The following is a 22,875-nucleotide window of genomic DNA, read 5'->3' as shown; positions in this document are numbered from 1 at the left end:
CTAAGGCCTACGCAGAGACCAGTTCGTGCCAGTCAGCTACGAGCGGCAGGTTGTGCGCTTCGGAGACGGAGAGGTGGGCCACGTGGCCGGCGGCAATGTTGAGGCCGGCTGCCAGTGCGGGGTCCTTCTCGAATGCGGCCTTGACGCCGAGGTTCGCCAGGGCCACGCCGTACCGCAGGGTCACGTTGGTGAGTGCGTACGTGGACGTGTTCGGGACCGCGCCGGGCATGTTGGCCACGCAGTAGAAGATCGTGTTGTGGACCTTGTACGTGGGTTCCTGGTGCGTGGTGGGGTGGGTGTCTTCGAAGCAGCCGCCCTGGTCCACGGCGATGTCCACGAGGACTGAGCCGGGCTTCATCCGGGAAACGAGTTCGTTGGTGACAAGCTTGGGGGCCTTGGCGCCGGGGATCAGCACGGAGCCGATGACCAGGTCCGCATCCACCACGGACTTTTCGATTTCGTACTTGTTGGACGCGACGGTCTTCAGCCGGCCCTGGTACTGGGCATCGAGTTCGCGCAGGCGGTTGATGTTGATGTCCAGGATGGTGACGTCGGCACCGAGGCCCAGGGCCATCGCGGCTGCGTTGGTTCCGGCCACGCCGGCACCGAGGACAACAACCTTGGCGGGACGGACGCCCGGGACGCCGCCCAGCAGTACGCCCTTGCCGCCGGCGGGAGCCATCAGCGAGGTGGCGCCGACCTGGACGGACAGGCGTCCGGCAACTTCGGACATCGGGGCCAGCAGGGGCAGCGTGCGGCCTTCCTGGACTGTCTCGTAGGCGATCGCGGTGACGCCGGAGTTGATGAGCTCCCGGGTCAGTTCGGGCTCGGCGGCCAGGTGGAGGTAGGTGAAGAGGATCAGGCCCTTGCGGAAGCGGTGGTATTCCGCGGCGATGGGCTCCTTGACCTTCATGACCATGTCGGCGCGGGCCCAGACGTCGTCGGCTTCGGAAACGATCTCGGCGCCGGCAATGGCGTATTCCTCGTCGGTGATTCCGGAGCCCAGGCCTGCGCCGCGTTCCACCAGCACGGTGTGGCCGTGGGTGCGGAATTCATGCACGCCGGCTGCGGTGATGGCCACGCGGAATTCGTTGTTCTTGATTTCTTTGGGGACGCCGATGATCATTTGTGGGCTCCATCGTTGGTGGCCTCTTGGGCCGGGTGTGCGGGGAATCTGTACTTCCAGAATAAATCTGTGTGTGAGCTAGCTGACAGGATTTGACCGTCCCCGCCCAGCTCCTCCCGCGTGTTTCCGCGGTTTTTGACCTTCGCACCTAGACATCTGTCGAGCCGCGGGGCGTCAGGTGTCGCCTGATGTCCGTTCACGCTGCAGGGTTGGCGGGCAGTAATGTGGCAGGCATGCACCAGCAGGATGTTGAAGAGCTCGTTGAGCAGGTTGCCGTGAAGCTTGGCCGGGGGCTTTCGCTTGAGGATCTCGACGGCGTCCTGCTCGCCTACAGCTCCAACCAGTCGCACGCGGACCGGGTCAGGGTGAACTTCCTCCTCAGTAAGCGCGTGCCGGCGGACGTCAAGGCGTGGCAGCTCTCGCACGGGATCGCGACGGCGGTGCGTCCCGTCGTCGTACCCGCCAACGAGGAGCTGGGCATGCTGGGACGCGTCTGCGTCCCGCTGCTGGTTCGCGGTTTCCGCGTCGGCTACTTGTGGGTGCAGCAGGACATTGAGGACCAGAGTGCGACGGCGATCCTCACCCAGTTGCCCGGCGTCCGGGATGAGCTTGAGCTGCTGTCCGGGCTGCTGCTCGAGTCGAACACTGCGGAATCTGAATTCCGGCGCCGCAGGGAACAGGAGTTCCTGAGCGCCTGCCGCGGCGAGGCCAATGCGGTGGCCGCGGTGGCCGGGTGGAAGGAAGTCCAGGGGCGCGGTCCGTGGCAGCTCGTCACGGTGCTCGACGCCGACGGCTGGGCGGAGGGGTCCGATCCCATCGCCTCAACCCTGATCCACCGTTCCGCGGCGCTGCAGGCCACCATCGGCGTGGATGCGGCGCTCTTCAGCGCAGGCACCGAAACCCATGCCGTGGTCCTGTTCCGGGAGTCGACCGGGCGGGCGGCCCACGCGCAGGTTCTTGTCCACTACCAGCTGGAACTCGCCAAGCGGTCCGGCCGGACGGTGCACCGGATCATCCTGGGAACGAGCGAGGGCTTCGCCAAGCCCCGCGAAATAGCAGATGCCTACCGGCAGTCGAAGCAGGCTGCGCAGGCCGCCGCGGTGGACCCCCAGCTGGGCGAACTGGTGGACTGCCGGGGCACGGGCGTTTATCAGCTGCTTGCGTCCGCCGGTGGCGGCGCGGGAGCCTGGGCCGACGCCGGCTCCGTCTACTCGCGCATCCTGGAAGACCATGACCGGAACGGTGAGCTCCTGCCCGTGCTTGAACTCCTCTACGACAACGACGGTTCAGTGCAGGACGTTGCCACAAAGCTCCACCTGCACCGGAGCAGCATCTACAACCGGCTGGGCCGCATCCGGCAGGTGCTCGGCGTGGACCCGCTGAAGGGCATGGTCCGGCTGGAACTCCACGCGGCGCTCAAGGCCCGCCGCTGGGCAGGACGGCCACGGATTTAGGCGATCGCGGATCTAGCTGCCAAAGACCTTCCGGGCCAGGAACTCGTTGCGGAATTTGTGCTCCGGATCCATGCGCTCGGCGAGGTCCTTGAAGTCGGCAAAGCGCGGGTAGAGCCGGGCCACAGCGTCGGCGTCTGAGTGGAACAGCTTGCCCCAGTGTGGCCGTGCGTTGAACGGCGCAAGCGCCTCCTCCATGACGGGGAGCACTTCCTCCACGTCGTCCTGCCGCTGCTTCCAGGTGAAGTGGAACCCTACAGAGTCCTGGCCGTACGCCGTGCTCAGCCACAGCTGGTCCACCGCCACGGTGCGGATTTCCGACACGAGCAACAACGGGGTGATGCGGTCCGACAGGGCACGCAGTTCCGCAATGGCGGCCACCGCGTCCTCGCGCCGGACGAAGAATTCGCTCTGGAGCTCTTCGCCGCTGCTGGGCGTGAACGCCATGCGGAAGTGGGCCAGGCGCTCAGACCAGGGCCCGGGGACCCCGAGCTGTTCGGTGCAGTTTTCGGCCGACACTCCCGGCAGCGGATGCCGGGCGGCGGTGGCGCGCGTACCGCCGAAGAAGGTGTTGCCGGCGAACGCCGGTTCCGGGTCGGCGCCGGCGGTGCCCGGACCGGAAACGCGGCTCTTGAGCCATGCCTGCTCGACGGCGTCGCCGCTCCAGTCCGTGAACAGGCTGACGCTGTAGGCGCCGGAGGTGGCGGCGTCGAAATTCTCCAGCACGGTCTCCCAGGGAAGTGACTCGAAGACGTCCTGCCGGACCGTGAACGTGGGTTCGATGTCCAGGGTCACCTTGGTGACGACGCCCAGCGCGCCCAGACCCACGACGGCGCCGTCGAAGTCGGGCGAGCTGCCCCGGCTGACATGGTGGACGGTTCCGTCCGCTGCCACGATTTCCAGTGCAGCGACGGATGTTGCCAGGTTTCCATTGGCGTCTCCGGAACCATGGGTTGCGGTTGCGACGGCGCCGGCCACCGAGATGTGGGGGAGGGAGGCCAGGTTGGGCAGCGCAAAGCCGTTGGCCTCCAGCTTTTCCGCGAGGGTGCCGTAGCGGGTTCCGCCGGAGACCGTGACGGTGCGGGCGGCAGCGTCGATGCGGATGCCCGGATCCAGTTCTTCAAGCGAAATCAGGGACCCCGGGGAATCCGCGATGGCGTTGAACGAGTGGCGGGAGCCGAGCGCGCGGATTTTCGATGCGCCCGCCACCACTTCCTGGACTTCCTCCAAGGTGCGGGGACGGTGGATCGCAGCGGCCGTGTAGCGGTAGTTACCCGCCCAGTTCAGTTCGGCGTTCAGGCCGGAACCCCGGCCGCCGGCTGTGCCGGAGCTCAGGCCGGGCAGTTCGCTGGTCTCAGTGCGCATTGCATCCTTTCGCGCCGGACCAACGCGGCCGCCGGCGATTGTTATCGCTAACAATTCTGGTGAGCCGAACCCTCCGTGTCAATGGTCATCCACCTGTCAGCGGTCTTCCATCGACGTGCGTGACTGGCTTTCCTCAAGGAGGCGGACGGCCGCTTCGCGGCGGCGCCGGGCAAAGTGGCTTTCCAGGCCCTTGGAGACCGCAACGAAAGCCACACAGCTGGCCATAAAAGCGGCGGTATTGCTCAGGCCCATGGCCGTTCCGAGGGCGGCAGTCAGCAGCATGGCGGCGAACCCCGCCACGATGTGCCACCCTCTGAACTTACCCACAAATAAAGGGTAACCCCGGCCTTTGCGGCCTTTTGGCGGTAAGCGGTGATCGTTGCTTGATCCTTATCACTGCTTCACAAATGGCGTTCCGCGCTAAACGAACGCCGCACAATCAAGGCTGCTCGCCGCCGTCGCCGGTTGGTTTGGTCTTCTTCTGCGCCTCCAGCCATTCCATGATGGCCGCCAGTCGGATCCGCCGGTGCGTGCCGCGGTATTCCACCGGTATTTCACCGCGATCCGTCATGTTGCGAAGATACGTGTGTGAAATGCCGGCAAGCTCCGCGGCCTGGGATGTGGTCAGCATTTCCTCCACGCTGCTCACGGTCACTGCTTCGCCGCGGCTGAAGCGGCTGAGCAGGTCCACGACGGCGTCCCTCGCCTGGGGCGGCAGACGGTGGACCGTGCCGTCCACGAACACCGTGATGTCATGGCTGCCGTTCAAGGCATGCTTCAGTTTCAGGGCTTCGTCGCCGGGGAGACCGGCGGTCACGCGGGGAGCAATCAGTGCCATGCCGAAATCCTAGCGCCCCCCGGCGTGACCCGGCTTTGTATCGATGATCCGGCCTGGACGCCGCTATTCGGCGTCGAGGTCCGTCTCCAGCAGAGTGACCAATGCGTCCAGGGCCTGTTCCGCGCCGTCGCCGTCGGCCCGCAGCACCACGACGTCTCCCTTGGCCGCCCCCAGCGTCATCAGCGAAAGGATGCTGGCGGCGTCGAGGGCCTCCTCCGCCGGCTCACCCTGCATGGAAATGGTGACGTCCACCCCGGCATTGCCGGCCGCTTCGGCGAACAGCGCCGCAGGGCGGGCGTGGAGGCCGGAGCGGCTGGCGATGGTTGCGGTACGTTCGGGCATTGCTTCTCCTGGTGGTTGTCGGTGGGCGGCTGTTAGAGGCCGAGTTCGTTGAGCACGGGCAGCTTCTCGCGCACCCAGGCCCGGGCTTCGGTGGCGCTCGGCGCGGACAGCGCCAGTTTGGCCAGCTCCTGCGCTTCGGCCAGCGTGACGGTCTTGAGCACCGCGGCCACGGCCGCCAGCGACCGTGCGGTCATGGACAGCGTGGAAACGCCGAGTCCGGTCAGCACGACGGCGAGGGCCGGGTCCGCCGCCGCCTCGCCGCAGACGCCCACAGGTTTGTTGTGGCCCTCAGCCCGCGAGCCCTCAACGGTGAGGCCGACGAGGCGCAGGACGGCGGGCTGCCACGGAGTGTTCAGCGCGGCCAGCGGGCCGAGCTGCCGGTCGGCCGCCATGGCGTACTGGGTGAGGTCGTTGGTGCCCAGGCTGGCGAACCCCACTTCGCGCAGGATGGCCTCGGCCGTCAGCGCGGCAGAGGGGACCTCCACCATCACGCCGGGGGTCTTGATGCCGGCGTCAGCGCACATGGAGGCAAAGCGGGCGGCCTCTTCCGCCGTGGAGATCATCGGGGCCATGACCCACACGTCCGCTTCGGATTCCTTTTCGGCCAGCGCGATGGCCTCCAGCTGGCGGTCCAGGACGCCGGGCGTGGTGAAGTCCGTGCGGTAGCCGCGGACGCCCAGGGCGGGATTGGGCTCCGTGGAGTCGGTCAGGAACGGGAGCGGCTTGTCGGCGCCGGCGTCGAGCGTACGCAGGACCACCTTCTTACCCGGAAAGGCATCAAAGACGCTCTTGTAGGCCGCGGCCTGCTCTTCCACGGTGGGTTCGGTATCCCGTTCCAGGAAGCAGAACTCGGTGCGGAACAGCCCCACACCCTGGGCGCCCAGCTTGGCGGCTGCCTCCGCGTCCTTGCCGCCGCCGACGTTGGCGAGCAGCGGCACCAGGTGACCGTCCGCCGTCGCGCCCGTGCCGCTGAACTCGGCCAGCAGGGAAGCGGTGGCCGCCCATGCCTCCGCTGCGGCACGCAAGGATTCGTCGGGCTCGGACGTGACGGTGCCGGCGGCGCCGTCCACAAAAACGTCTGTGCCGTCCGGGAGTTCGTCCACGCCTACTGCGGCGACGACGGCGGGAAGGCCGAGGGATCGGGCGATGATGGCGGTGTGGGACTGGGGCCCGCCGCCTGCCGTGACGAGCGCCAGGACCTTGTTCGGGTCCAGGGTTGCGGTGTCGGCCGGTGCCAGGTCCTCGGCCACCAGGACGAACGGCGTGTTGGAGGCGGGGATGCCGGGAGCGGGCACGCCGCGCAGCTCGGCCACGATCCGCGCGCGTACGTCCAGGACGTCGGTGGCGCGCTCAGCCATATAGCCGCCCAGGTTGTGGAGCATTTCCGAGACGGACGAGCCGGACTCCCAGATGGCGCGTTCACTCGAGATGCCGCGGGCTACGAGCTTGGCCGCACCCTTGATCAGCATGGTGTCCTTGGCCATCAGTGCCGTGGCTTCCAGGACGGCCTTGCCGTCACCCGTGGCGTGGGCGGCCCGCGACTTCAGTTCATCGTGCACGGCCTGGGACGCCGCCTTAAGGGCAGCGGTTGCGTCCTCGGCCGTGACGCCGGCAGGCAGTTGTTCGCCTGCCGGCGGTTCGCTGATGGGTTGGGGCATTTGACGGATGGTGCCGATGATGCGGCCGGGGCTGACGCCTACTCCTGGGAAGTTCTGCACTGAAGGTCCTCGTTCTCTGCCGTAAGCAGGCCCCGCCGTTCGTTGCCCGGGCGATTGCCCGGACCGTCGCGACGGCTACGTCGGACGGCTTTTGCGGTACCTGAAAAAATTGTATGTGATGCACTTCATATAGCGTTGCTATAGGTGCTAGGGTAGCGGTTATGAGTTTCGATGGCCAGCTTCCGCCCAAAGTTCGGTTGCTGCGTGCAGCCGCCGAGCTGCTGGCCAACTCCGGTGGCGCGGCAGTTTCCACCCGCCAGATCACCCAGCTGGCAGCGGTCTCTGCTCCCACCCTTTATCACCACTTCGGTGACAAGGAAGGGCTGTTTGACGCCGTCGTCGCGGCGGGTTTTGAAGAGTATGTGGCCGGCGAACGCGACTTCGCGCCGTCCGGACATCCGCTGGAAGACATCCGGCGGATGTGGGACAACCATGTGCAGTTCGGGCTGAACCAGCCGGAACTCTACTTGGTAATGTTTGGCAACATTCGCCCTGAGAGCCGTCCGGCCATCGTTGCCGATGCCGAGGCACTCATGGAGGAAATGCTGAACAAAGCAGCAGTGGCGGGGCAGCTGAACGTGCAGCCGCGTGAGGCGGCCAGAAGCATCCTGGCGGCGAACGTGGGCGTGACGCTCATGCTGATTGCGGAGCCTGCCGCGGAACGCAATCTTGAACTATCCACCATGACCCGGGACGCCATGATTTTCGCGGTTTCTGCGGAACAGGCCAGCGGCGCCGGGCCCGACACGTCCGGTAAATCGTCGGTTGTGGTGGCAGCGATCGCCCTAAACGCCGCGCTCCAGGCGTCGCACTCGGATCAGCTCTCCAGCTCGGAACTCAAGCTCTTTCTCGAATGGCTCCACCGGATCTCTACCAGTTCCACCAGCTAGTCGTCGGAAAATATCGGACCATCCTGCGGTGCAGCAGGAATCACGGTTAGGAAATCACATGGCAACAGAGACAGTTGCAAAACCCCGTACCAGCCTGCGGGTTGGCGTCCAGAAGTTCGGGACGTTCCTGTCCGGAATGATCATGCCCAACATCGGCGCCTTCATCGCCTGGGGCATCATTACGGCACTGTTCATCCCGGACGGTCCGTTCCCGAATGAGCAGTTCGCTGCCCTCGTAGGGCCGATGATCACCTTCCTCCTGCCGCTCCTGATCGCATATACCGGCGGCAAGATGATCCACGGAGTCCGCGGCGGCGTGGTGGGCGCGGTCGCCACCATGGGCGTGATTGTGGGTACCGACATCCCGATGTTCATCGGCGCCATGATCATGGGCCCGCTGACCGCCTGGATCATGAAGAAGCTGGACAAGGTCTGGGAGGGCCGGGTCAAGCCGGGCTTCGAGATGCTGATCGACAACTTCTCTGCAGGCATCGTCTCGGCCTTCATGGCCATCTTCGGCATGCTCGTGATTGGCCCGGTGGTGAAGTCCTTCAGCGATGGCGCCAGCGACGTCGTCGAATGGCTCGTCAACAACGGCCTGCTGCCGTTCACCAGCATCTTCATCGAACCTGCCAAAGTGCTGTTCCTGAACAACGCCGTCAATCACGGCATCCTGACGCCGCTGGGCACTGAGCAGTCCCTGGCGGACGGCAAGTCCATCCTGTTCCTGCTTGAAGCCAACCCCGGCCCCGGCATCGGCATCCTGCTGGCGTACATGGTTTTCGGCAAGGGCCTGGCCAAGGCGTCAGCCCCCGGTGCCGGCATCATCCAGTTCTTCGGCGGCATCCACGAGATCTACTTCCCGTTCGTGCTGATGAAGCCCATCATCATCCTCGCCGCGATCGGCGGCGGCATGACCGGCATTTTCACCCTGGTGCTCACCGGCGCCGGCCTGCGTTCGCCGGCTGCCCCGGGCAGTATCTTCGCAGTTTTCGCTGCCACCGCCAGTGACAGCTACTTCGGGGTGGCGCTGGCCGTGCTGCTCGCAGCCACGGTGTCCTTCCTGATCGCCTCGGTGATCCTGAAGGCCAGCAAGACGCCCGTGGGTGAAACCGAGGAGGACAGCCTCAGCGCCGCCACTTCGCGGATGGAGGCCATGAAGGGCAAGAAGAGCTCCATCTCCTCCGCCCTGACCGGCGCAGGCGCAACCACCGCCGTCATGGCAGGTCCCATCAAGAACATCGTGTTTGCCTGCGACGCCGGCATGGGCTCCAGCGCCATGGGCGCCTCGGTGCTGCGGAACAAGATCAAGGCCGCCGGCTACCCCGACGTCAAGGTCACCAACTCCGCCATCGCCAACCTGAGCGACACCTACGATGTTGTGATCACGCACCAGGACCTCACTGAGCGGGCCAAGCCCGCCACCAGCAGCGCCGTGCATGTCTCCGTGGACAACTTCATGAACAGCCCGCGGTATGACGAGATCGTGGAACTGGTCAAGAGCAGCAACACTGAGGGAACGGCAGCCGCCGGCGAAACTGCTCCTGCGGGGGCAGCGGCGCCCGCTGCCGCAGCCGCCGCACCGGAGGCCGCGCCGCCGTCGGACATCCTGGTGGCTGACAGCGTGGTCCTCAACGGCACGGCAACCACCCGTGACGCCGCAATCGACGAAGCGGGCCGGCTGCTGCTGGACCGCGGCGCCGTGGACAGCGGCTACATCGACGCCATGCACGAACGCGAGGAATCAGTGTCCACGTACATGGGCAGCTTCCTGGCCATTCCGCACGGCACCAACGCCGCCAAGGACCACATCATGAAGTCCGCGGTCTCCGTGATCCGTTACCCGAACGGCATCGACTGGAACGGCAAGGAGGTCAAGTTCGTCGTGGGCGTGGCCGGCATCAACAACGAGCACCTCCAGATCCTGTCTTCCATCGCCAAGGTCTTCACCAACAAGGCGCAGGTGGCCCAGCTCGAGGCGGCCACCACCGTTGACGAAGTGCTGGCACTCTTCGGAAAGGTCAACGCATAGTGAAGGCTGTTCATTTTGGGGCCGGGAACATCGGCCGCGGCTTTGTGGGACTGCTGCTGCACCAGGCAGGCTACGAGCTTGTATTTGCCGACGTCGCGGATGAACTGATCTCGCAGCTCGCCGCCGCAGACAGCTATGACGTCCACGAAGTGGGGGAGAACCCCACAGTCCGGACCGTGGACAACTTCCGGGCGCTCAACTCCGCCACCCAGGAGGCAGACGTCGTGGCGGAAATCGCGACGGCGGACGTCGTCACCACCGCGGTGGGGCCGCACATCCTGAAGTTCGTGGCGCCCGTGATCGCCAAGGGCATCGCCGCAAGGGCGGCCGGGCTGGCTCCACTGCAGGTGATGGCGTGCGAGAACGCCATCAACGCCACGGACACCCTGCGGGACGAAGTGGCGGCGCAGTGGGATCCGGCGACCGGCCCGCTTGAGGCCGCTGCCGTGTTCGCCAACACAGCCGTGGACCGGATCGTCCCCAACCAGGAGCCGGGCAAGGGCCTGGATGTCACAGTGGAGACGTTCTACGAGTGGGTCATCGACCGCACGCCCTTCGGGGACAATGCGCCGGTCATCCCGGGCGCCACGTTTGTGGACAACCTGGAGCCGTACATTGAGCGGAAGCTCTTCACCGTGAACACCGGGCACGCCTCTGCAGCGTACTTCGGGTTCGAGGCCGGGCTTGGCAAAATCTCGGAGGCCATGGCGGACCAGGACGTCGCCGCCGATGTGCGCGCCGTCCTGGACGAAACCAAGGAGCTGCTGATCCACAAGCACGGCTTCAACCGCGAGGAGCAGGAAGCCTACGTGGAGAAGATCCTTGGCCGTTTCACCAACCCGCACCTGCCGGACACCGTGAACCGGGTGGGCCGCGCGCCCCTGCGCAAGCTCAGCCGGCACGAGCGCTTCATCGGCCCGGCCGCGGAACTGGCCGAACGCGGAATCGTGCCCGAGGCGCTGCTTGGAGCCATGGCAGCAGCCCTGCGCTTCAACGATCCCGCCGACGCCGAAGCAACCGAGCTGGCGCAGATCGTGGCGTCGTCCACGGCTGCGGAGGCCACGGAAAAGGTGACCGGCCTGACGCCCGGGCACCCGCTCTTCGCGGCCGTCGAGGCGCTGGTGGAAGAGGTCAAGTCGGAGGCTAAGGTCTAGGGGCGTATTACCCCCTGGCACCGACGCTCTCTCACTTCCTGTCGGTTTTCCGGCGACGCTCTCTCACCTCTTGCGGGATGTACGCAAACGCTCTCTCACCTCAGTTCAGCAGGTGAGAGAGCGTTTGTGTTTTCCGTGCGAAAGGTGAGAGAGCGTCGGGGATTTAGGGGGCAGGAAGTGAAAGAGCGTTTGCACCCCCCCCACCCCCAGGGGCGGCGTCTGGAAGGTGCCTAGACCTTGACGGTCCCCTTCGGCACGAACAGTGTTTCCGCCTGCTCCAGCGACATGCCGTTTGTCTCCGGCACCTTGAACATCACAAAGAAGAACGACGCCGCTGCAAACAGTGCGTACATGGCGTACGTCAGCGGCAGCGAACCTGCCGCCATCACCGGGAAGCTCAGCGTAATGGCGAAGTTGGCGATCCACTGCGCGGCCGCGGCCAGGCCGAGGGCGCGGGCGCGGATCCGGGACGGGAAGATCTCACCCAGCAGCACCCACACCAGCGGGCCCCACGAGGCGCCGAAGCTGATCACAAAGACGTTAGCGGCCACCAGGGCGACGGGGCCCCAGGCACCGGGCAGCGAGATCTCCTCACCGGAACCGGTGGCCGAAGCGAAGGCCAGGGCCATGGCACCCAGCGAAACTGCCATGCCCACCGAGCCGGCCAGCAGGATGGGGCGCCGGCCGATGCGGTCTACCAGTGCGATGGCCACAAGGGTGACCAGGATGTTGGTGACGGACGTGGCCACCGAAATGGTGAGCGAGTCCTTCTCCTGGAAGCCCACGGCCTTCCACAGGGTGGTGGAGTAGTAGAAGATCACGTTGATGCCGACGAACTGCTGCAGCACGGACAGCGTGATGCCGATCCACACCACGGCCTGCAGGCCAAAGACCTTGCCGCGGAGCGAGCCCCTCTGGCCGGCGAGCTTGTCTTCCTCGATGGCGGACTGGATTTCGCGGATGTGGCGGTCGGTGTCCTCGGACGGTGCGATGGTCTGGAACACCTTGCGTGCCTCGTCCTCCTTGCCCTTGAACACCAGGAAGCGCGGGGATTCGGGCAGGGTGTACGCAATCCAGCCGTACACGACGGCGGGGACGGCCCCGGCGAGGAACATCCACCGCCAGGCCTCGATGCCGAGCCAGAGCGGCTGGTCCGCGCCGCCGGCCGCGTTGGCGAACAGGGCGTCGGACAGCAGGGCGGCGAAAATGCCCGTGGTGATGGCAAGCTGCTGCAGCGAGGCGAGCCGGCCGCGCACGTGCCGCGGTGAGATTTCCGAGATGTACGCGGGGGCAATGACGGAGGCCAGGCCGATGCCGAGGCCGCCCACCAGCCGCCAGAAGATCAGGTCCCAGACGCCGAACGCGAAGCCGGTGCCCAGGGCGCTCACCAGGAAAAGGATGGCGCCGAGCTTCATGGCGGGAATGCGGCCGTACTTATCGGCCACCTTGCCGGCCAGGTAGGCGCCGGCAGCACAGCCCAGGAGGGCGACGGCCACCGCGAAGCCGGTGACGGCCTCACTCAGGGCGAATTCGCCCTTGATGGCGTCGACGGCCCCGTTGACAACGGAGGAGTCAAAGCCGAAGAGGAACCCGCCCACCGCTCCCGCGATTGCGAGGCCGATCACCTTGCGGGGAACGCCGGGACGGCCTTCGGTGCTGGATGTGGACATGGATCTCCCTTGGGATTTTGACGCTTTGGGTTTTAGCTGTGCGGACATCGTTGACCACGGAACCAGCCCTGTTGGCCGGCGCACACGCGCTAAACAGTGTGCCACTTCACGCTGTGAGGTTCCACTTACGGGAGGACGACGACGGCGGACGTCCCGCCGTCGTCGTCTCCGGCCCGGCTGCGGGCCTGCCCTGACGTTCGCGCGCGAAAGTCCCTAGTGCGCCGGCACGGACTCCTTGGAGGCAGCCTTCGGGTCCGTCAGCTTCTTGTTTGGCAGCGCGAAGCTGATCAGGAAGGCGATCCCGGTGAGCACGGCGGCGGTGAGCATGACGGCGTCGATCGACTGGGCGAAGCCCTCGGTGATGGGCCGGGTGAGCACGGGGTTGGCTGTGTGCAGCCAGCTGGTGTCGTTGAGGGATTCGTTGGTGGCGCCGTTCTGGAAGAACTCATAGAGCTTGGCGTTGGCGGGGTCGGCAGCCACTGCGGGGTCCTTCAGGACTTTCAGGTAGCCGGCGTCCTGCATGGCGTCCTTCATTCCCGTGGCAATGCGGTCAGCGGCCATGCTGAAGAGCATGGAGATGAAGACGGCGGTGCCCACGGCGCCGCCCATGGACCGGAAGAATGCGGCGGAGGAGGTGCCAACGCCCATGTCCTTCGGCGGGACGGAAACCTGCATGGCCAGCGTGAGCGGCTGCATGCAGAAACCAAGGCCCAGGCCGAAGAACACCGCGATGACGCCCGGCACCCAGAGGCCGGTGTCCACGCCCAGGGAGAAGCCCATCACGGTGGCGGCAGCGGTCAGCACCGCGGTGCCCATGATGGGGAAGATCCGGTAGGTGCCCGACGCTGAGATGGTCCGTCCGGCGGTGATGGAGCCGGTGAGGATGCCCACGGTGAAGGTGATCATCATCAGGCCGGCCTCGGTGGGGGTGAGGCCCTTCACCAGCTGGAGGTACATCGGCAGCATCGCGATCGCGCCGAACATGCCGATCCCGATGATGAAGTTCAGCAGCGAGGAGAGACCGAAAGTGAGGTTCCGGAAGAGCCTAAGGGGGATCAGGGCGTAGTCGCCTGCGCGCTTCTCGGCCAGTAGAAACGCGATGATGCCCACGATGCCCAGCCCGATGCACAGGAGGGACGCCGCCGAGGTCCAGCCCCAGCTGCGGCCCTGCTCGGCCACCAGGAGCAGCGGAACGATGGCCAGCGTGATGGCGGCCGCCCCCCAGTAGTCGATCTTCTGCTTGACGTGCTTGGCGGGAAGGTGCAGATAGAGGAACACGACGGCCAGTGCGGCCAGGCCGATGGGCAGGTTGATGAAGAATACCCAGCGCCAGCCGTCGAAGCCCAGGATATTCGCGGAGCCGGCGAAGGCGCCGCCCACCACGGGGCCCAGGACGGACGAGATGCCGAAGACGGACATGAAATAGCCCTGGAACTTGGCGCGGTCCTTGAGCGCAACAATGTCGCCGATGATGGTCAGCGCGAGGGCCAGCAGACCGCCGGCGCCCATACCCTGGATGCCGCGGGCGATGGCCAGTTCGGTCATGGAGTGCACCGAGCCGGCATACAGGGACCCCGCCAGGAGGATCACGATCGCGGCCAGATAGAGCGGGCGGCGCCCGAAAATGTCGCTGAGCTTGCCGTACAGCGGGGTGCTCACCGTGGACGTGATCAGGTACGCCGTGGTGGCCCAGGCCTGCAGGGAGAGCCCGTCAAGGTCGTTGGCGATGGTGTAGATCGACGTGGACACGATGGTTTGGTCCAGCGAGGACAGGAACATGCCGAGCATGAGGCCCACCATCACTGTGATGGTCTGACGCTTCGTCAGGACGTCCCCGGCTACGGGCCCGGCGGCGATTTTGGACATGACTGCTCCATTACAAAGAAAAGGGATTCAAGCTCGATAGTTGCTTTCAGTAACTATCTTACTTTGAGATTTGTTCCCCCGGCCCTGCTAAGCCCCTGCGAAATGAAGAATTAACTTCAGCGCTCCACCAGGATCCCGTCCGGATCGCACCAGATCATGGCACCCGGGCGCACCTTAACGCCGTCGATCTCCAGTTCCACGTCCGTTTCGCCTGCGCCCTCCTTGGCGCTCTTGCGCGGATTGCTGCCCAGCGCCTTGACGCCGAGCGGCAGGTCGGCAAGGACCTCGCGGTCCCGGATGGCCCCGTTGATGACGACGCCGGCCCAGCCGTTCGCGACGGCGCTCGCCGCGATCATGTCCCCCATGAGGGCGGTCCGCAGCGAACCGGCTCCGTCCACCACCAGCACGGCGCCGTCACCCGGAGTACCCAGGGTGGACTTGACCAGGGCATTGTCCTCAAGGCAACGGATGGTGCGGGCCGGCCCGCTGAAGTGCGAGATCCCGCCCAGTGACTGGAACTGGAGCGCGATGGAATTGAGTTCCTCGCCCCGTTCGTCGTAGAGGTCGGCGGTGTTGATGCTCCCGGTGGCGCCTGTGGCATCAGGGGTTTCAGGGGTGTCTGCGGACGAAGCGGTCATTGGTCCTCCTCGGAATCGGTGGCGCCTAGCAGGCCCGGGACTTGGGTTCAGCATCCAGCCCCGAGCCCCACTCTACTTACACGGTGTCCAGCTTTTGCCTCCCGGCGCATAACAACGCGGCCCGGTGTATCCGGGGTACGGATTCTGGACGGGAGCCGGCGCGGCCGGCGGCACGTAGACGGGGGGCACGTAGACCGGCGGAACATACGGCGCTGGGGCAGGCGGAAGATTGCGGACCCTCTCCGCTTCGGCTGCGGCCGCAGCCGCAGCCGCTTCCTGGGCAACGCGAGCTTCCGCCGCTGCAGCAACGCGAGCAGCTTCGGCCGCTGCCGCGTTTGCGATCTCCGTCTTCTTGGCGCCTATCGATGCCTGCCGAGCTACGCCTGCTGTGGTCGCTGCATCCAGCCGGGTCATCATGGAGGCCAGCTGAGCCGACTTGTATGCTCTCCAATGGACATGCTTCTTGGCAGACCCGGCTGCCTTGAGTGCCGCTATTGCCGCGAGAGCCGTCACTAAGCCCGCATGTGACCGATCGAGCTCCGCCACAGTATCAGCCAGGGGCAACGCGGCCAGGCTCTCTGCGGCCTTGACTGCTTCTTCGACCTGCTGTGCGGGAAGACATGGAATGTCGGCCGAGGTTAGCCCGACGCCGCGCGACTGTGCCTCCTCGAAGGCCTTTACGACAGCAGGATGAAATTTCTTGTTTGGCTCAAACAGGACCGGGATGCCGAACCCGAGACGAGCGATCTCGGCATTCACCAGTACTCCGGCCGCATCGAAGACGCCAGCCAGGGTCCTTCCGTACTTGTCCAATGGCTCGACGTCGAGTTCCAACTTGACCACCGAACCAACAGGTAGAAGTTCCTCTAATGCCTTCGTCGCTTCGGGACCCATGCATTCGACGGGAGCATTGGGATCCTTCGTTTCCGGAGTATCGACATTTAACAGCCGGATGGTCTTCTCGTCGCCGTTAGTTCTGGCTGTGAAAGTGTCGCCGTCGATGACACGGACAACCACAGCCTCGCCTTCGCCTGCTCCCCTCTGATTGGCGGCTGGATCTGTGCTTTGGCTACTGGAGCCAGCGTTGCAGGCACTGAGCAGCATGCCAGCTGTAACGAAAAGTCCCAAGATTTTGATGCGAAATAGTGGGCTCGATGAACCTGATGATGCCAAAATGCATTCCCCCATTGGAATGAGTCATGTTTTCTCCGCACAGGAGCTATGCGATGACAGTACTGCCCCTAAGGAAACGGGCCTATTTCACGCCTGGCCAAGAAGGGCTCACGATAGTCTGATTGGACACCGATCATCAGTTCCTGGGGGAGCCGCAATGAGCCTGTCCGACCTGCCGGGGCACGTCCCGGATCCTTCCGTAGCTGCCGCATCCCCGGGGGGAAGTTCGACGGCGGCGCTCGCCGAACCCGAACGGCGCGTCCGTCCGCTCTGGACCACCGGCGTCGTGCTGGTGAATGTGGGCATCAACGCGGCGTTTTTCGGCCCCATCCAGGTTCTGCTCGGACAGCAGGCCGCGCACTTCAGCGAAGGCGACAAGGAAGCCATCCTGGCGCTCGTCACCGGCGCCGGCGCCGCCGTCTCCCTCGTGGCCAATCCGCTCTTCGGCGCCTTCAGTGACCGCACCACGTCACGGCTGGGCCGCCGCGTCCCCTGGGTGCTGTTCGGGGCCATCCTCGGCGCCGCCGCACTGATCGCCCTGGCCGGAGCCCCCAGCGTGGCGGTCATGACCATCCTCTGGTGCCTGGTCCAGGCAGGCTGCAACGGAGCCTACGCCGCCATCACCGCCGCCATCCCGGACCGGGTGCCGGTGCCGCAGCGCGGTGCCGTGGGCGGGCTCGCCGCCATGGGGCAGACGGTGGGAATCCTGCTCGGTGCGGTGATCGCCGCCGTCGTCAGCGGAAACTTCGGCTTGGGCTACCTGGTGTGCGCCGCAGCGCTGATTGCCGGCGTCGCGCTGTACTTCTTCAAAAGCGACGACGTCCCGCTGCCTGCGCAGGCCCGCCCGCCGTTCAGCTTGGCCGGCTTTGCCAGGGGGTTCTGGATCTCGCCTTCTCTCTACCCCGATTTCGCGTGGGCCTGGCTGACCCGGCTGCTGGTGAACATCGGCAACCATATGGTGACTCTCTATCTGCTGTTCTTCCTGACGGATGCGGTGCATCTGAAAGAGACGCAGGGGATCGAACCGGCCTTCGGCGTCCTGATCCTCACCGGCCTGTACGCAGTCATGGTGATCATCACCAGCGTGATCGGTGGCCCGCTCAGCGACCGCATGGGCAAGCGGAAGCCGCTGGTCATCGCCTCGTCCGTGATCATCGCCGTCGCATCCCTGATCCTCGCATTCGCCCCCAACTGGGCAGGCGCCATCGCGGGCGCCTCGGTCCTTGGCATCGGCTTCGGCGCCTACCTGGCCGTGGACTTTGCCCTCATTACACAAGTCCTTCCCAGCGCCCTGAACCGGGGCAAGGACCTCGGTGTCATCAACATCGCTAATTCTCTTCCGCAGGTCCTGGCGCCCCTGATTGCGTTTCCGTTCGTCACGCTGTGGGGCGGCTATGTCTCGCTGTATATCGCCGCCGCGGTCATCGGCCTGCTGGGCGCGGTGTTCGTGGTGAAGATCAAGGGTGTGGACTGAAGCCAGGCGGCCGGCCGCCTCTCGCAGCACACCGTTTTGACTAATTGGCGCACGGATTAGCCGCAAGGCGTGTGACGTATAGTGGACTCGAATTGCTGCGGCAGTGCTCTGATGGGGATCGCCTGACCGCTGTACGAAACCCACTCCCGGAACGCTGCTGATGCTCGAACTCAATTCGGATCTTCCCCCCATGGCCACGCCGCCGACCCTGCCCCGACAACAAATCCGCTATAACCGGATCCTGGATGCTGCCGCCGGGTTCGCCCGTAAGGGGCTGGACTCCGTGAGCCTGTCCGAGGTGTCCGCCAAAGCCAATGTCCCGCTGGGAACCCTGTACCGGTATTTCCCTTCTCCCACCCACCTGATGCTGGGACTGTACCGGAAGCAGCTGGGCGATCTGCAGGTGGGAAGCTGGCCGGAGTCCGGGGGAAACCGCGTCCATTCCCTGGCCGGCGTGGTGATGGAGATCTTCCACATGCGGCTGATGCAGCCTGCGGTGGAGCAGTGCCTGAGCAAGTGCGTCTACACGAAGGACAAGGACACCACGGTCCTGCTGCGCGAGATCGATGTCATTGCCGAGCAGGCCGTTACGGTGGCAAGCGGCGACGCCGCCAAGTCCCGAGTGCTGCTGCTGACCGTCAGCGGTCTGGTCCAGGCGGTGCGATGCCGTCGATTATCGCTCTTCGAGGCCGAGGAAGACCTGAAAAAAGCCTGTTCGCTCCTCACCCGGTGCTAGCCGCGCCAGCGAACCCCGTGCGACGCCGGGGCCGGTAGTATCGCGTAACCGGTCTAGACCACAGAAGCCCTTCCTGGGATGAATTTAGTGACGTAGCTCACTTGTGTTGCCGATAAAACGTTTTAGCATCATGGGTGGTCGGCCCAGTGTCCGTTCGGCGGTGGCCCAGTTGTTTACCATTGCAAGACCGGAGTGGCTAGCAGCCAGTACCTCGCAGGAGCTTCACCGCGGTCCCGCCATCCCTTGGACCGCAGAATTTCCTGCCAGCCCATCTTGAGCCTCCTATGTGCTTGAGCCTTTTTGTGCCGTGCGCCCACGGCTAGCCCCAGGAGACAACGAAGTGTCCACTGAAATCATCACTCCCGCTGACGGCATTTCCGCCGGTACCGCCTCCGCCGAGCAGTCAACCGTGCTGACCGACCAGGAGATCTTCGAAGCCCACCAGGGCGGCAAGCTGTCCATCTCCAGCACGGTCCCGCTCGCCAGCAAGCGCGATCTCTCCATTGCCTACACTCCGGGTGTCGCCCAGGTCAGCCGCGCCATCCATGCCGACCCGGAACTCGCCAAGACCCTCACCTGGGCCCAGCGCCTGGTGGTCGTGGTCAGCGACGGCACGGCCGTACTGGGCCTCGGCAACATCGGCGCCAGCGCGTCCCTGCCCGTCATGGAAGGCAAGTCCGCACTGTTCAAGGCATTCGGTGACCTGGACTCCATCCCGCTGGTCCTCAACACCACCGATGTGGACGAAATCGTGGAAACCCTGGTCCGGCTGCGCCCCAGCTTCGGCGCCGTCAACCTTGAAGACATCTCCGCTCCGCGATGCTTCGAGCTTGAGGAAAAGCTCATCGAAGCCCTGGACTGCCCCGTCATGCACGATGACCAGCACGGCACCGCCGTCGTTGCCCTCGCAGCCCTGACCGGTGCCGCCAAGGTGACCGGGCGCGAACTCGAAGGACTCCGCGTGGTGGTTTCCGGTGCAGGCGCGGCCGGCATCGCCGTGGCCGAAATCCTGCTCACCGCCGGCATCCAGGACGTCGTCCTGCTTGACTCGCGGGGCGTCATCAACAAGGACCGCGCGGACATCGCAGCCGACCCCGCCAGCAAGAAGGCCCAGATGGCGCAGCGCAGCAACCCGCGCGGCATCACCGGAGGCCCCGGCGAAGCCCTGCTCGGAGCCGACGTGTTCATCGGCGTCTCCTCCTCGAAGCTGGATGAGGAGCACCTGAAGCTCATGAACCACAGCTCCATCGTGTTCGCGCTCTCCAACCCGGACCCCGAAGTCCTGCCGGAGGTCGCCTCACGCTACGCAGCCGTTGTGGCCACGGGACGCAGCGACTTCCCGAACCAGATCAACAACGTGCTGGCCTTCCCGGGAATCTTCCGCGGAGCGCTCGATGCCGGCGCCCGCCGGATCACGCCTGCCATGAAGCTTGCCGCCGCCCGCGCCATCGCTGCGCTGGCCGAACCCGAGCTGTCCGCCGATTACATCGTGCCCAGCCCGCTGGATCCGCGCGTCGCACCGGCCGTTTCCGCCGCCGTGGCCGCAGCGGTCGAGGCGGAGTAACAGCGGAGCACCCTCCGCCAGGAAGTTCGACGGCGGTGCCTCCCGTGCTGGGGAGGCGCCGCCGTCGTCGTTTTGTGAAAGCAGCCGCCGTCGGCGGCCGGCCCGCAGGCAACCCTAGACTGGGGGCATGAACCCCGAGATCCTCGTGACTGTCCTCTGCGGCCTTGCCATCCTGGTGGGCGTGGCCGGCACCGTTATCCCCGTGCTGCCGGGCAGCATCCTCATCGGACTCAGCCTGCTGTCCTGGGCCATCTGGGGCGGCGCCGGAACAGCCGGCTGGGTGGTCTTCGCGGTCGGTATGGTGTTCGTACTGGCGGGAATGGCGGCCAGCGCCGTCCTCACGGGACGCAAACTCAGGGAACACCGCATTCCCAGCCGCAGCGTGGTGGCGGGGCTCGTCTTTGGAGTGGTGGGCATGTTCCTCATCCCGGTGGTGGGCCTGTTCGTGGGGTTTGCCGCCGGACTGCTGCTTAGCGAATCCCACCGCACCCGCAACTTCCGCACCGCCATGACCGCCAGCTGGGCAGCCCTGAAAGCCACCGGCGTGGGCATGCTGGTGGAGTTCGGCCTTGCCTGCCTTGCTGCGAGCACCTGGGTGATCGGCGTCTGGGTGGCCGCGGCCAGCTAGCCTCCCAGCCGCTGCCAAGCGTGCACCACTAGCATGGAAGCATGAGCGCCGGACAGACCTCAGGACCGATTTACCGCGACCACCGCGACCTCACCCCGTTCGGCAACACGCACGTCCGCACGCCGGTGCGGGACATCGCGGACGGCATGGGCGGGATTCTGCACAGCGCCCTGGGCGGCCGGAACGGTGCACTCCTCAGCGTGGACGGCCCTGTCCCCAGGATCAAACGGCTGCCGGGGAAGGCAGCGAGGGCCGTTTTTGACGCGATCTTCCACAACACCGACCCCAACCGGCTGATCGCCGCGGGCCGCGCCTACCCCGGCTGGGCCGGGCTGTGCTACGTCATGGCCGGGCTGCTCGCCTACAAGCAGGGCGGATACCTGCGTGCATCGGAGCTCCTGCAGCGGGGCCTCACCACAAGGAACGAAGACGACGCCAACCAGTTCGCGTCCGGCTACCTGACGCGCGTGGTCACCCGGGTCGAAGTTGCCGAACGCATCGAGGTTCCCGTGTTGTTCAGCGAGGAAGCCGTGTTCCTGGCACTTTCGCACTCGCTGCGGGAAACGGGCCACCTTGAGGCGGCGCTGCAAACGGTGTCCTCGCTGCCGCCGTCGCTGCCTGCAGCCCTGGCCCGCTGTTCGCTGGCGCACTCCTTGGGACGGGACAAGGAGGTAGTGGTCTGGACGGAAGGGCTGCTCAATTCCGATGACCTCTCCGCCGCGCTGCTGCTGATCCGCGCCCGTTCGTTGCGGCGGCTCGGGGCCCACACCTCAGCCCAGTCCGCCCTGAAGGAGGTACTGCGGCGCCGGAAGACCCATCTTGCGTTACGCAACGATGCTTTTACGGACCGTGCCCTGCTGCTGCTGGACAACGGCCGCAAGTCCCTGAACCCGCGGGACTGGCTGCGCGGCCGGCCCGCCGAACTCGAGACCTTCGAAGTCATCCGTAAGGACGTCGAGGAGCGCAGGCTCTGGGAGCAGGAATGGAAACAGCTGGACCGGGAATGATCCCGCGGGGCCGGTATTGATCCTCCCGCCCGCGCATCGGGGCCCTTGTGGGCGGTGCCGGGTCGCGGTAGAACGGACCAATGAGCGATGCAATCGTGCAGTGGATGGAAAAGTACATTACGGCGTGGACCACCAATAAGCCGGAGGACATCCGGGCGCTCTTCACCGAGGACGCCGTGTACGCCACCCGGCCCTACGACCCGGACGCGTGGCGCGGGCACGAGCAGATCGTGGAACGCTGGCTGACCGCTGCGGACGAGCCCGACGAATGGACCTTCGAGTGGTCGCCTCTCGGCTCGGACGGTGACCTGCACTTCGTCCAGGGGCGCACCACTTATCTGGGGGACCGCCCCAGCTACGAGAACCTCTGGGTGGTCCGGCTCGGACCGGACGGGCGTGCCGCGGCCTTCACGGAATGGTTCATGGAACGCAAGGTCTAGCCCGGCGTTGGCGGGTGCTACTGCCAGGCGATCCCGGCCGCCAAGGGAATCAGCTGCTCGGACAGCAGCACGGCCCCCAGTGCCACCATGATGATCCCGCTGGCAAGGGTCACCCGCCGGGCGGCCCCGGGCCGCGAGTGCAGCAGCTTCCGGGACAGCAACGCCACGCAGGTGTACACGACGGCAACCAGCAGGACGAACGTCAGGCCCAGCAGCGCGGACTGCACCGGAACGGGCAGGGACGCTTCCGGGCTGACGAACTGGGGAACCAGCGCCACGAAGAACAGCAGCCCCTTGGGATTGATCCCGCTCGTGCCCACGCCTTGGAGGAAGGTCCGGAACTGGTTGGACTCCGCCGGTGCGGCAGGTATCCCCGCCGGGCTCCCCGCCGTCGTGCCCTCCGCCGAGGCAGCCGAGCCTGCGCCAAAGGTGGCGCCGCGCCATGACCGGATGGTGCCGAAGCCCAGCCACAGCAGGTAGGCCGCCCCCGCAACCGTCAGCCAGCCAAGGACGCCGGGCGCGCCGGCGAGCAGGGCGGCCAGCCCGGCCACCATCAGCACAGTGTGCAGGACATAGCCGCCGCACAGGCCGGCCACTGCGGGGACGAAGCTTCGCTGTTTCAGGCCCGCCGCGATGGAGTAGGCCCAGTCCACGCCCGGGGTGCAGGCCAGGGCGCCGGCAACCACCAGGAATGCGAGGAATAACTGGGGATTCAAGACTGCCTCCTACGATGTGCTGATAGGAGAAACTCTAGGGAAAATGC

Annotated in this window: 21 protein-coding genes; 10 read left to right on the top strand and 11 right to left on the bottom strand. The window is 65.8% G+C overall.

What is annotated here, in order from left to right:
• Positions 1-7 precede the first annotated feature (7 nt).
• Positions 8-1,126 (bottom strand): alanine dehydrogenase, encoded by a 1,119-nt coding sequence (gene ald, locus WMN78_RS05145; RefSeq protein WP_340532431.1) that lies wholly within the window; start codon positions 1,124-1,126, stop codon positions 8-10.
• Between the two features lie 233 nt (positions 1,127-1,359).
• On the opposite strand from ald, the gene WMN78_RS05140 reads away from it, so the two are divergent.
• Positions 1,360-2,580 carry a helix-turn-helix domain-containing protein gene (locus tag WMN78_RS05140; protein ID WP_340532429.1) on the top strand — a complete coding sequence of 407 codons (1,221 nt, stop codon included), beginning with the start codon at positions 1,360-1,362 and terminating at the stop codon, positions 2,578-2,580.
• A gap of 12 nt (positions 2,581-2,592) precedes the next feature.
• Here the strand turns inward: WMN78_RS05140 and WMN78_RS05135 are convergent, their stop codons facing one another.
• From WMN78_RS05135 to ptsP, 5 genes are all read right to left on the bottom strand, one after another.
• A complete protein-coding gene (locus tag WMN78_RS05135) occupies positions 2,593-3,942 on the bottom strand; it encodes an FAD-binding protein (protein ID WP_340532428.1) in 1,350 nt (449 codons plus the stop codon).
• 96 nt (positions 3,943-4,038) lie between these two features.
• Entirely contained in the window at positions 4,039-4,269 is a 231-nt protein-coding gene (locus WMN78_RS05130; protein ID WP_340532427.1) for a hypothetical protein, read from the bottom strand.
• Between the two features lie 112 nt (positions 4,270-4,381).
• Positions 4,382-4,780 (bottom strand): helix-turn-helix domain-containing protein, encoded by a 399-nt coding sequence (locus WMN78_RS05125; protein ID WP_340532426.1) that lies wholly within the window; start codon positions 4,778-4,780, stop codon positions 4,382-4,384.
• A gap of 63 nt (positions 4,781-4,843) precedes the next feature.
• Positions 4,844-5,122, bottom strand: a complete 279-nt coding sequence (locus tag WMN78_RS05120; RefSeq protein ID WP_340532425.1) for an HPr family phosphocarrier protein — start codon at positions 5,120-5,122, stop codon at positions 4,844-4,846.
• A 32-nt stretch (positions 5,123-5,154) separates the two neighbouring features.
• The gene (ptsP, locus tag WMN78_RS05115) at positions 5,155-6,840 is read right to left on the bottom strand and encodes a phosphoenolpyruvate--protein phosphotransferase (protein ID WP_340532424.1); all 1,686 of its coding nucleotides are present in this window, start codon (positions 6,838-6,840) and stop codon (positions 5,155-5,157) included.
• Between the two features lie 161 nt (positions 6,841-7,001).
• On the opposite strand from ptsP, the gene WMN78_RS05110 reads away from it, so the two are divergent.
• Genes WMN78_RS05110 through WMN78_RS05100 form a run of 3 tightly spaced genes read left to right on the top strand, consistent with a single transcriptional unit; the run spans position 7,002 to position 10,916 of the window.
• Positions 7,002-7,730 carry a TetR/AcrR family transcriptional regulator gene (locus WMN78_RS05110; protein WP_340532423.1) on the top strand — a complete coding sequence of 243 codons (729 nt, stop codon included), beginning with the start codon at positions 7,002-7,004 and terminating at the stop codon, positions 7,728-7,730.
• A gap of 58 nt (positions 7,731-7,788) precedes the next feature.
• Positions 7,789-9,762 carry a PTS mannitol transporter subunit IICBA gene (locus WMN78_RS05105; RefSeq protein ID WP_317783312.1) on the top strand — a complete coding sequence of 658 codons (1,974 nt, stop codon included), beginning with the start codon at positions 7,789-7,791 and terminating at the stop codon, positions 9,760-9,762.
• Complete coding sequence (locus WMN78_RS05100) at positions 9,762-10,916, top strand: mannitol-1-phosphate 5-dehydrogenase (protein ID WP_340532422.1); 1,155 nt, start codon at positions 9,762-9,764, stop codon at positions 10,914-10,916. Before WMN78_RS05105 ends, WMN78_RS05100 begins: the two co-directional genes overlap by 1 nt.
• Positions 10,917-11,146: 230 nt before the next feature.
• On the opposite strand, the gene WMN78_RS05095 is transcribed toward WMN78_RS05100, so the two are convergent.
• From WMN78_RS05095 to WMN78_RS05080, 4 genes are all read right to left on the bottom strand, one after another.
• A complete protein-coding gene (locus WMN78_RS05095) occupies positions 11,147-12,586 on the bottom strand; it encodes a sugar porter family MFS transporter (RefSeq protein ID WP_340532421.1) in 1,440 nt (479 codons plus the stop codon).
• Between the two features lie 213 nt (positions 12,587-12,799).
• Entirely contained in the window at positions 12,800-14,452 is a 1,653-nt protein-coding gene (locus tag WMN78_RS05090; RefSeq protein WP_340532420.1) for an MDR family MFS transporter, read from the bottom strand.
• A 116-nt stretch (positions 14,453-14,568) separates the two neighbouring features.
• On the bottom strand, positions 14,569-15,090 hold the full coding sequence (rraA, locus tag WMN78_RS05085) for a ribonuclease E activity regulator RraA (protein ID WP_340532419.1): 522 nt from the start codon (positions 15,088-15,090) through the stop codon (positions 14,569-14,571).
• Positions 15,091-15,162: 72 nt separating this feature from the next.
• Positions 15,163-16,107: a thermonuclease family protein gene (locus WMN78_RS05080; protein WP_340532418.1), complete on the bottom strand. Its 945-nt coding sequence runs from the start codon at positions 16,105-16,107 to the stop codon at positions 15,163-15,165.
• A gap of 313 nt (positions 16,108-16,420) precedes the next feature.
• Here WMN78_RS05080 and WMN78_RS05075 point away from each other — a divergent pair, with 313 nt between their 5' ends.
• The 6 genes from WMN78_RS05075 (at position 16,421) to WMN78_RS05050 (ending at position 22,112) form a co-directional block, all read left to right on the top strand.
• Positions 16,421-17,737 carry an MFS transporter gene (locus WMN78_RS05075; protein ID WP_340532417.1) on the top strand — a complete coding sequence of 439 codons (1,317 nt, stop codon included), beginning with the start codon at positions 16,421-16,423 and terminating at the stop codon, positions 17,735-17,737.
• Between the two features lie 160 nt (positions 17,738-17,897).
• The gene (locus WMN78_RS05070; RefSeq protein WP_425341116.1) at positions 17,898-18,473 is read left to right on the top strand and encodes a TetR/AcrR family transcriptional regulator; all 576 of its coding nucleotides are present in this window, start codon (positions 17,898-17,900) and stop codon (positions 18,471-18,473) included.
• A gap of 373 nt (positions 18,474-18,846) precedes the next feature.
• Positions 18,847-20,037, top strand: coding sequence for an NADP-dependent malic enzyme (locus WMN78_RS05065; RefSeq protein ID WP_340532504.1), 1,191 nt, complete (start codon positions 18,847-18,849; stop codon positions 20,035-20,037).
• 127 nt (positions 20,038-20,164) lie between these two features.
• Positions 20,165-20,665 carry a DUF456 domain-containing protein gene (locus tag WMN78_RS05060; protein ID WP_340532414.1) on the top strand — a complete coding sequence of 167 codons (501 nt, stop codon included), beginning with the start codon at positions 20,165-20,167 and terminating at the stop codon, positions 20,663-20,665.
• A 41-nt stretch (positions 20,666-20,706) separates the two neighbouring features.
• A complete protein-coding gene (locus WMN78_RS05055) occupies positions 20,707-21,672 on the top strand; it encodes a hypothetical protein (protein ID WP_340532413.1) in 966 nt (321 codons plus the stop codon).
• 80 nt (positions 21,673-21,752) lie between these two features.
• A complete protein-coding gene (locus WMN78_RS05050; protein WP_340532412.1) occupies positions 21,753-22,112 on the top strand; it encodes a nuclear transport factor 2 family protein in 360 nt (119 codons plus the stop codon).
• A 17-nt stretch (positions 22,113-22,129) separates the two neighbouring features.
• On the opposite strand, the gene WMN78_RS05045 is transcribed toward WMN78_RS05050, so the two are convergent.
• Positions 22,130-22,828 carry a LysE family translocator gene (locus tag WMN78_RS05045; protein WP_340532411.1) on the bottom strand — a complete coding sequence of 233 codons (699 nt, stop codon included), beginning with the start codon at positions 22,826-22,828 and terminating at the stop codon, positions 22,130-22,132.
• Positions 22,829-22,875 lie beyond the last annotated feature (47 nt).

The organism is Arthrobacter oryzae (assembly GCF_037911235.1).
Classification (GTDB): domain Bacteria; phylum Actinomycetota; class Actinomycetes; order Actinomycetales; family Micrococcaceae; genus Arthrobacter; species Arthrobacter oryzae_E.
This window is presented reverse-complemented; position numbering and strand designations above follow the sequence as displayed.

Excerpts from the sequence above, each read along its gene's own strand:
- WMN78_RS05070 (WP_425341116.1), top strand. The coding sequence starts at position 17,898 with ATGCTCGAACTCAATTCGGATCTTCCCCCCATGGCCACGCCGCCGACC.
- WMN78_RS05060 (WP_340532414.1), top strand. The coding sequence starts at position 20,165 with ATGAACCCCGAGATCCTCGTGACTGTCCTCTGCGGCCTTGCCATCCTG.
- WMN78_RS05055 (WP_340532413.1), top strand. The coding sequence starts at position 20,707 with ATGAGCGCCGGACAGACCTCAGGACCGATTTACCGCGACCACCGCGAC.
- ald (WP_340532431.1), bottom strand. The coding sequence starts at position 1,126 with ATGATCATCGGCGTCCCCAAAGAAATCAAGAACAACGAATTCCGCGTG.
- WMN78_RS05075 (WP_340532417.1), top strand. The coding sequence starts at position 16,421 with ATGAGCCTGTCCGACCTGCCGGGGCACGTCCCGGATCCTTCCGTAGCT.
- WMN78_RS05105 (WP_317783312.1), top strand. The coding sequence starts at position 7,789 with ATGGCAACAGAGACAGTTGCAAAACCCCGTACCAGCCTGCGGGTTGGC.
- WMN78_RS05135 (WP_340532428.1), bottom strand. The coding sequence starts at position 3,942 with ATGCGCACTGAGACCAGCGAACTGCCCGGCCTGAGCTCCGGCACAGCC.
- WMN78_RS05095 (WP_340532421.1), bottom strand. The coding sequence starts at position 12,586 with ATGTCCACATCCAGCACCGAAGGCCGTCCCGGCGTTCCCCGCAAGGTG.
- WMN78_RS05090 (WP_340532420.1), bottom strand. The coding sequence starts at position 14,452 with ATGTCCAAAATCGCCGCCGGGCCCGTAGCCGGGGACGTCCTGACGAAG.
- WMN78_RS05140 (WP_340532429.1), top strand. The coding sequence starts at position 1,360 with ATGCACCAGCAGGATGTTGAAGAGCTCGTTGAGCAGGTTGCCGTGAAG.
- WMN78_RS05125 (WP_340532426.1), bottom strand. The coding sequence starts at position 4,780 with ATGGCACTGATTGCTCCCCGCGTGACCGCCGGTCTCCCCGGCGACGAA.
- rraA (WP_340532419.1), bottom strand. The coding sequence starts at position 15,090 with ATGACCGCTTCGTCCGCAGACACCCCTGAAACCCCTGATGCCACAGGC.
- WMN78_RS05050 (WP_340532412.1), top strand. The coding sequence starts at position 21,753 with ATGAGCGATGCAATCGTGCAGTGGATGGAAAAGTACATTACGGCGTGG.
- WMN78_RS05120 (WP_340532425.1), bottom strand. The coding sequence starts at position 5,122 with ATGCCCGAACGTACCGCAACCATCGCCAGCCGCTCCGGCCTCCACGCC.
- WMN78_RS05110 (WP_340532423.1), top strand. The coding sequence starts at position 7,002 with ATGAGTTTCGATGGCCAGCTTCCGCCCAAAGTTCGGTTGCTGCGTGCA.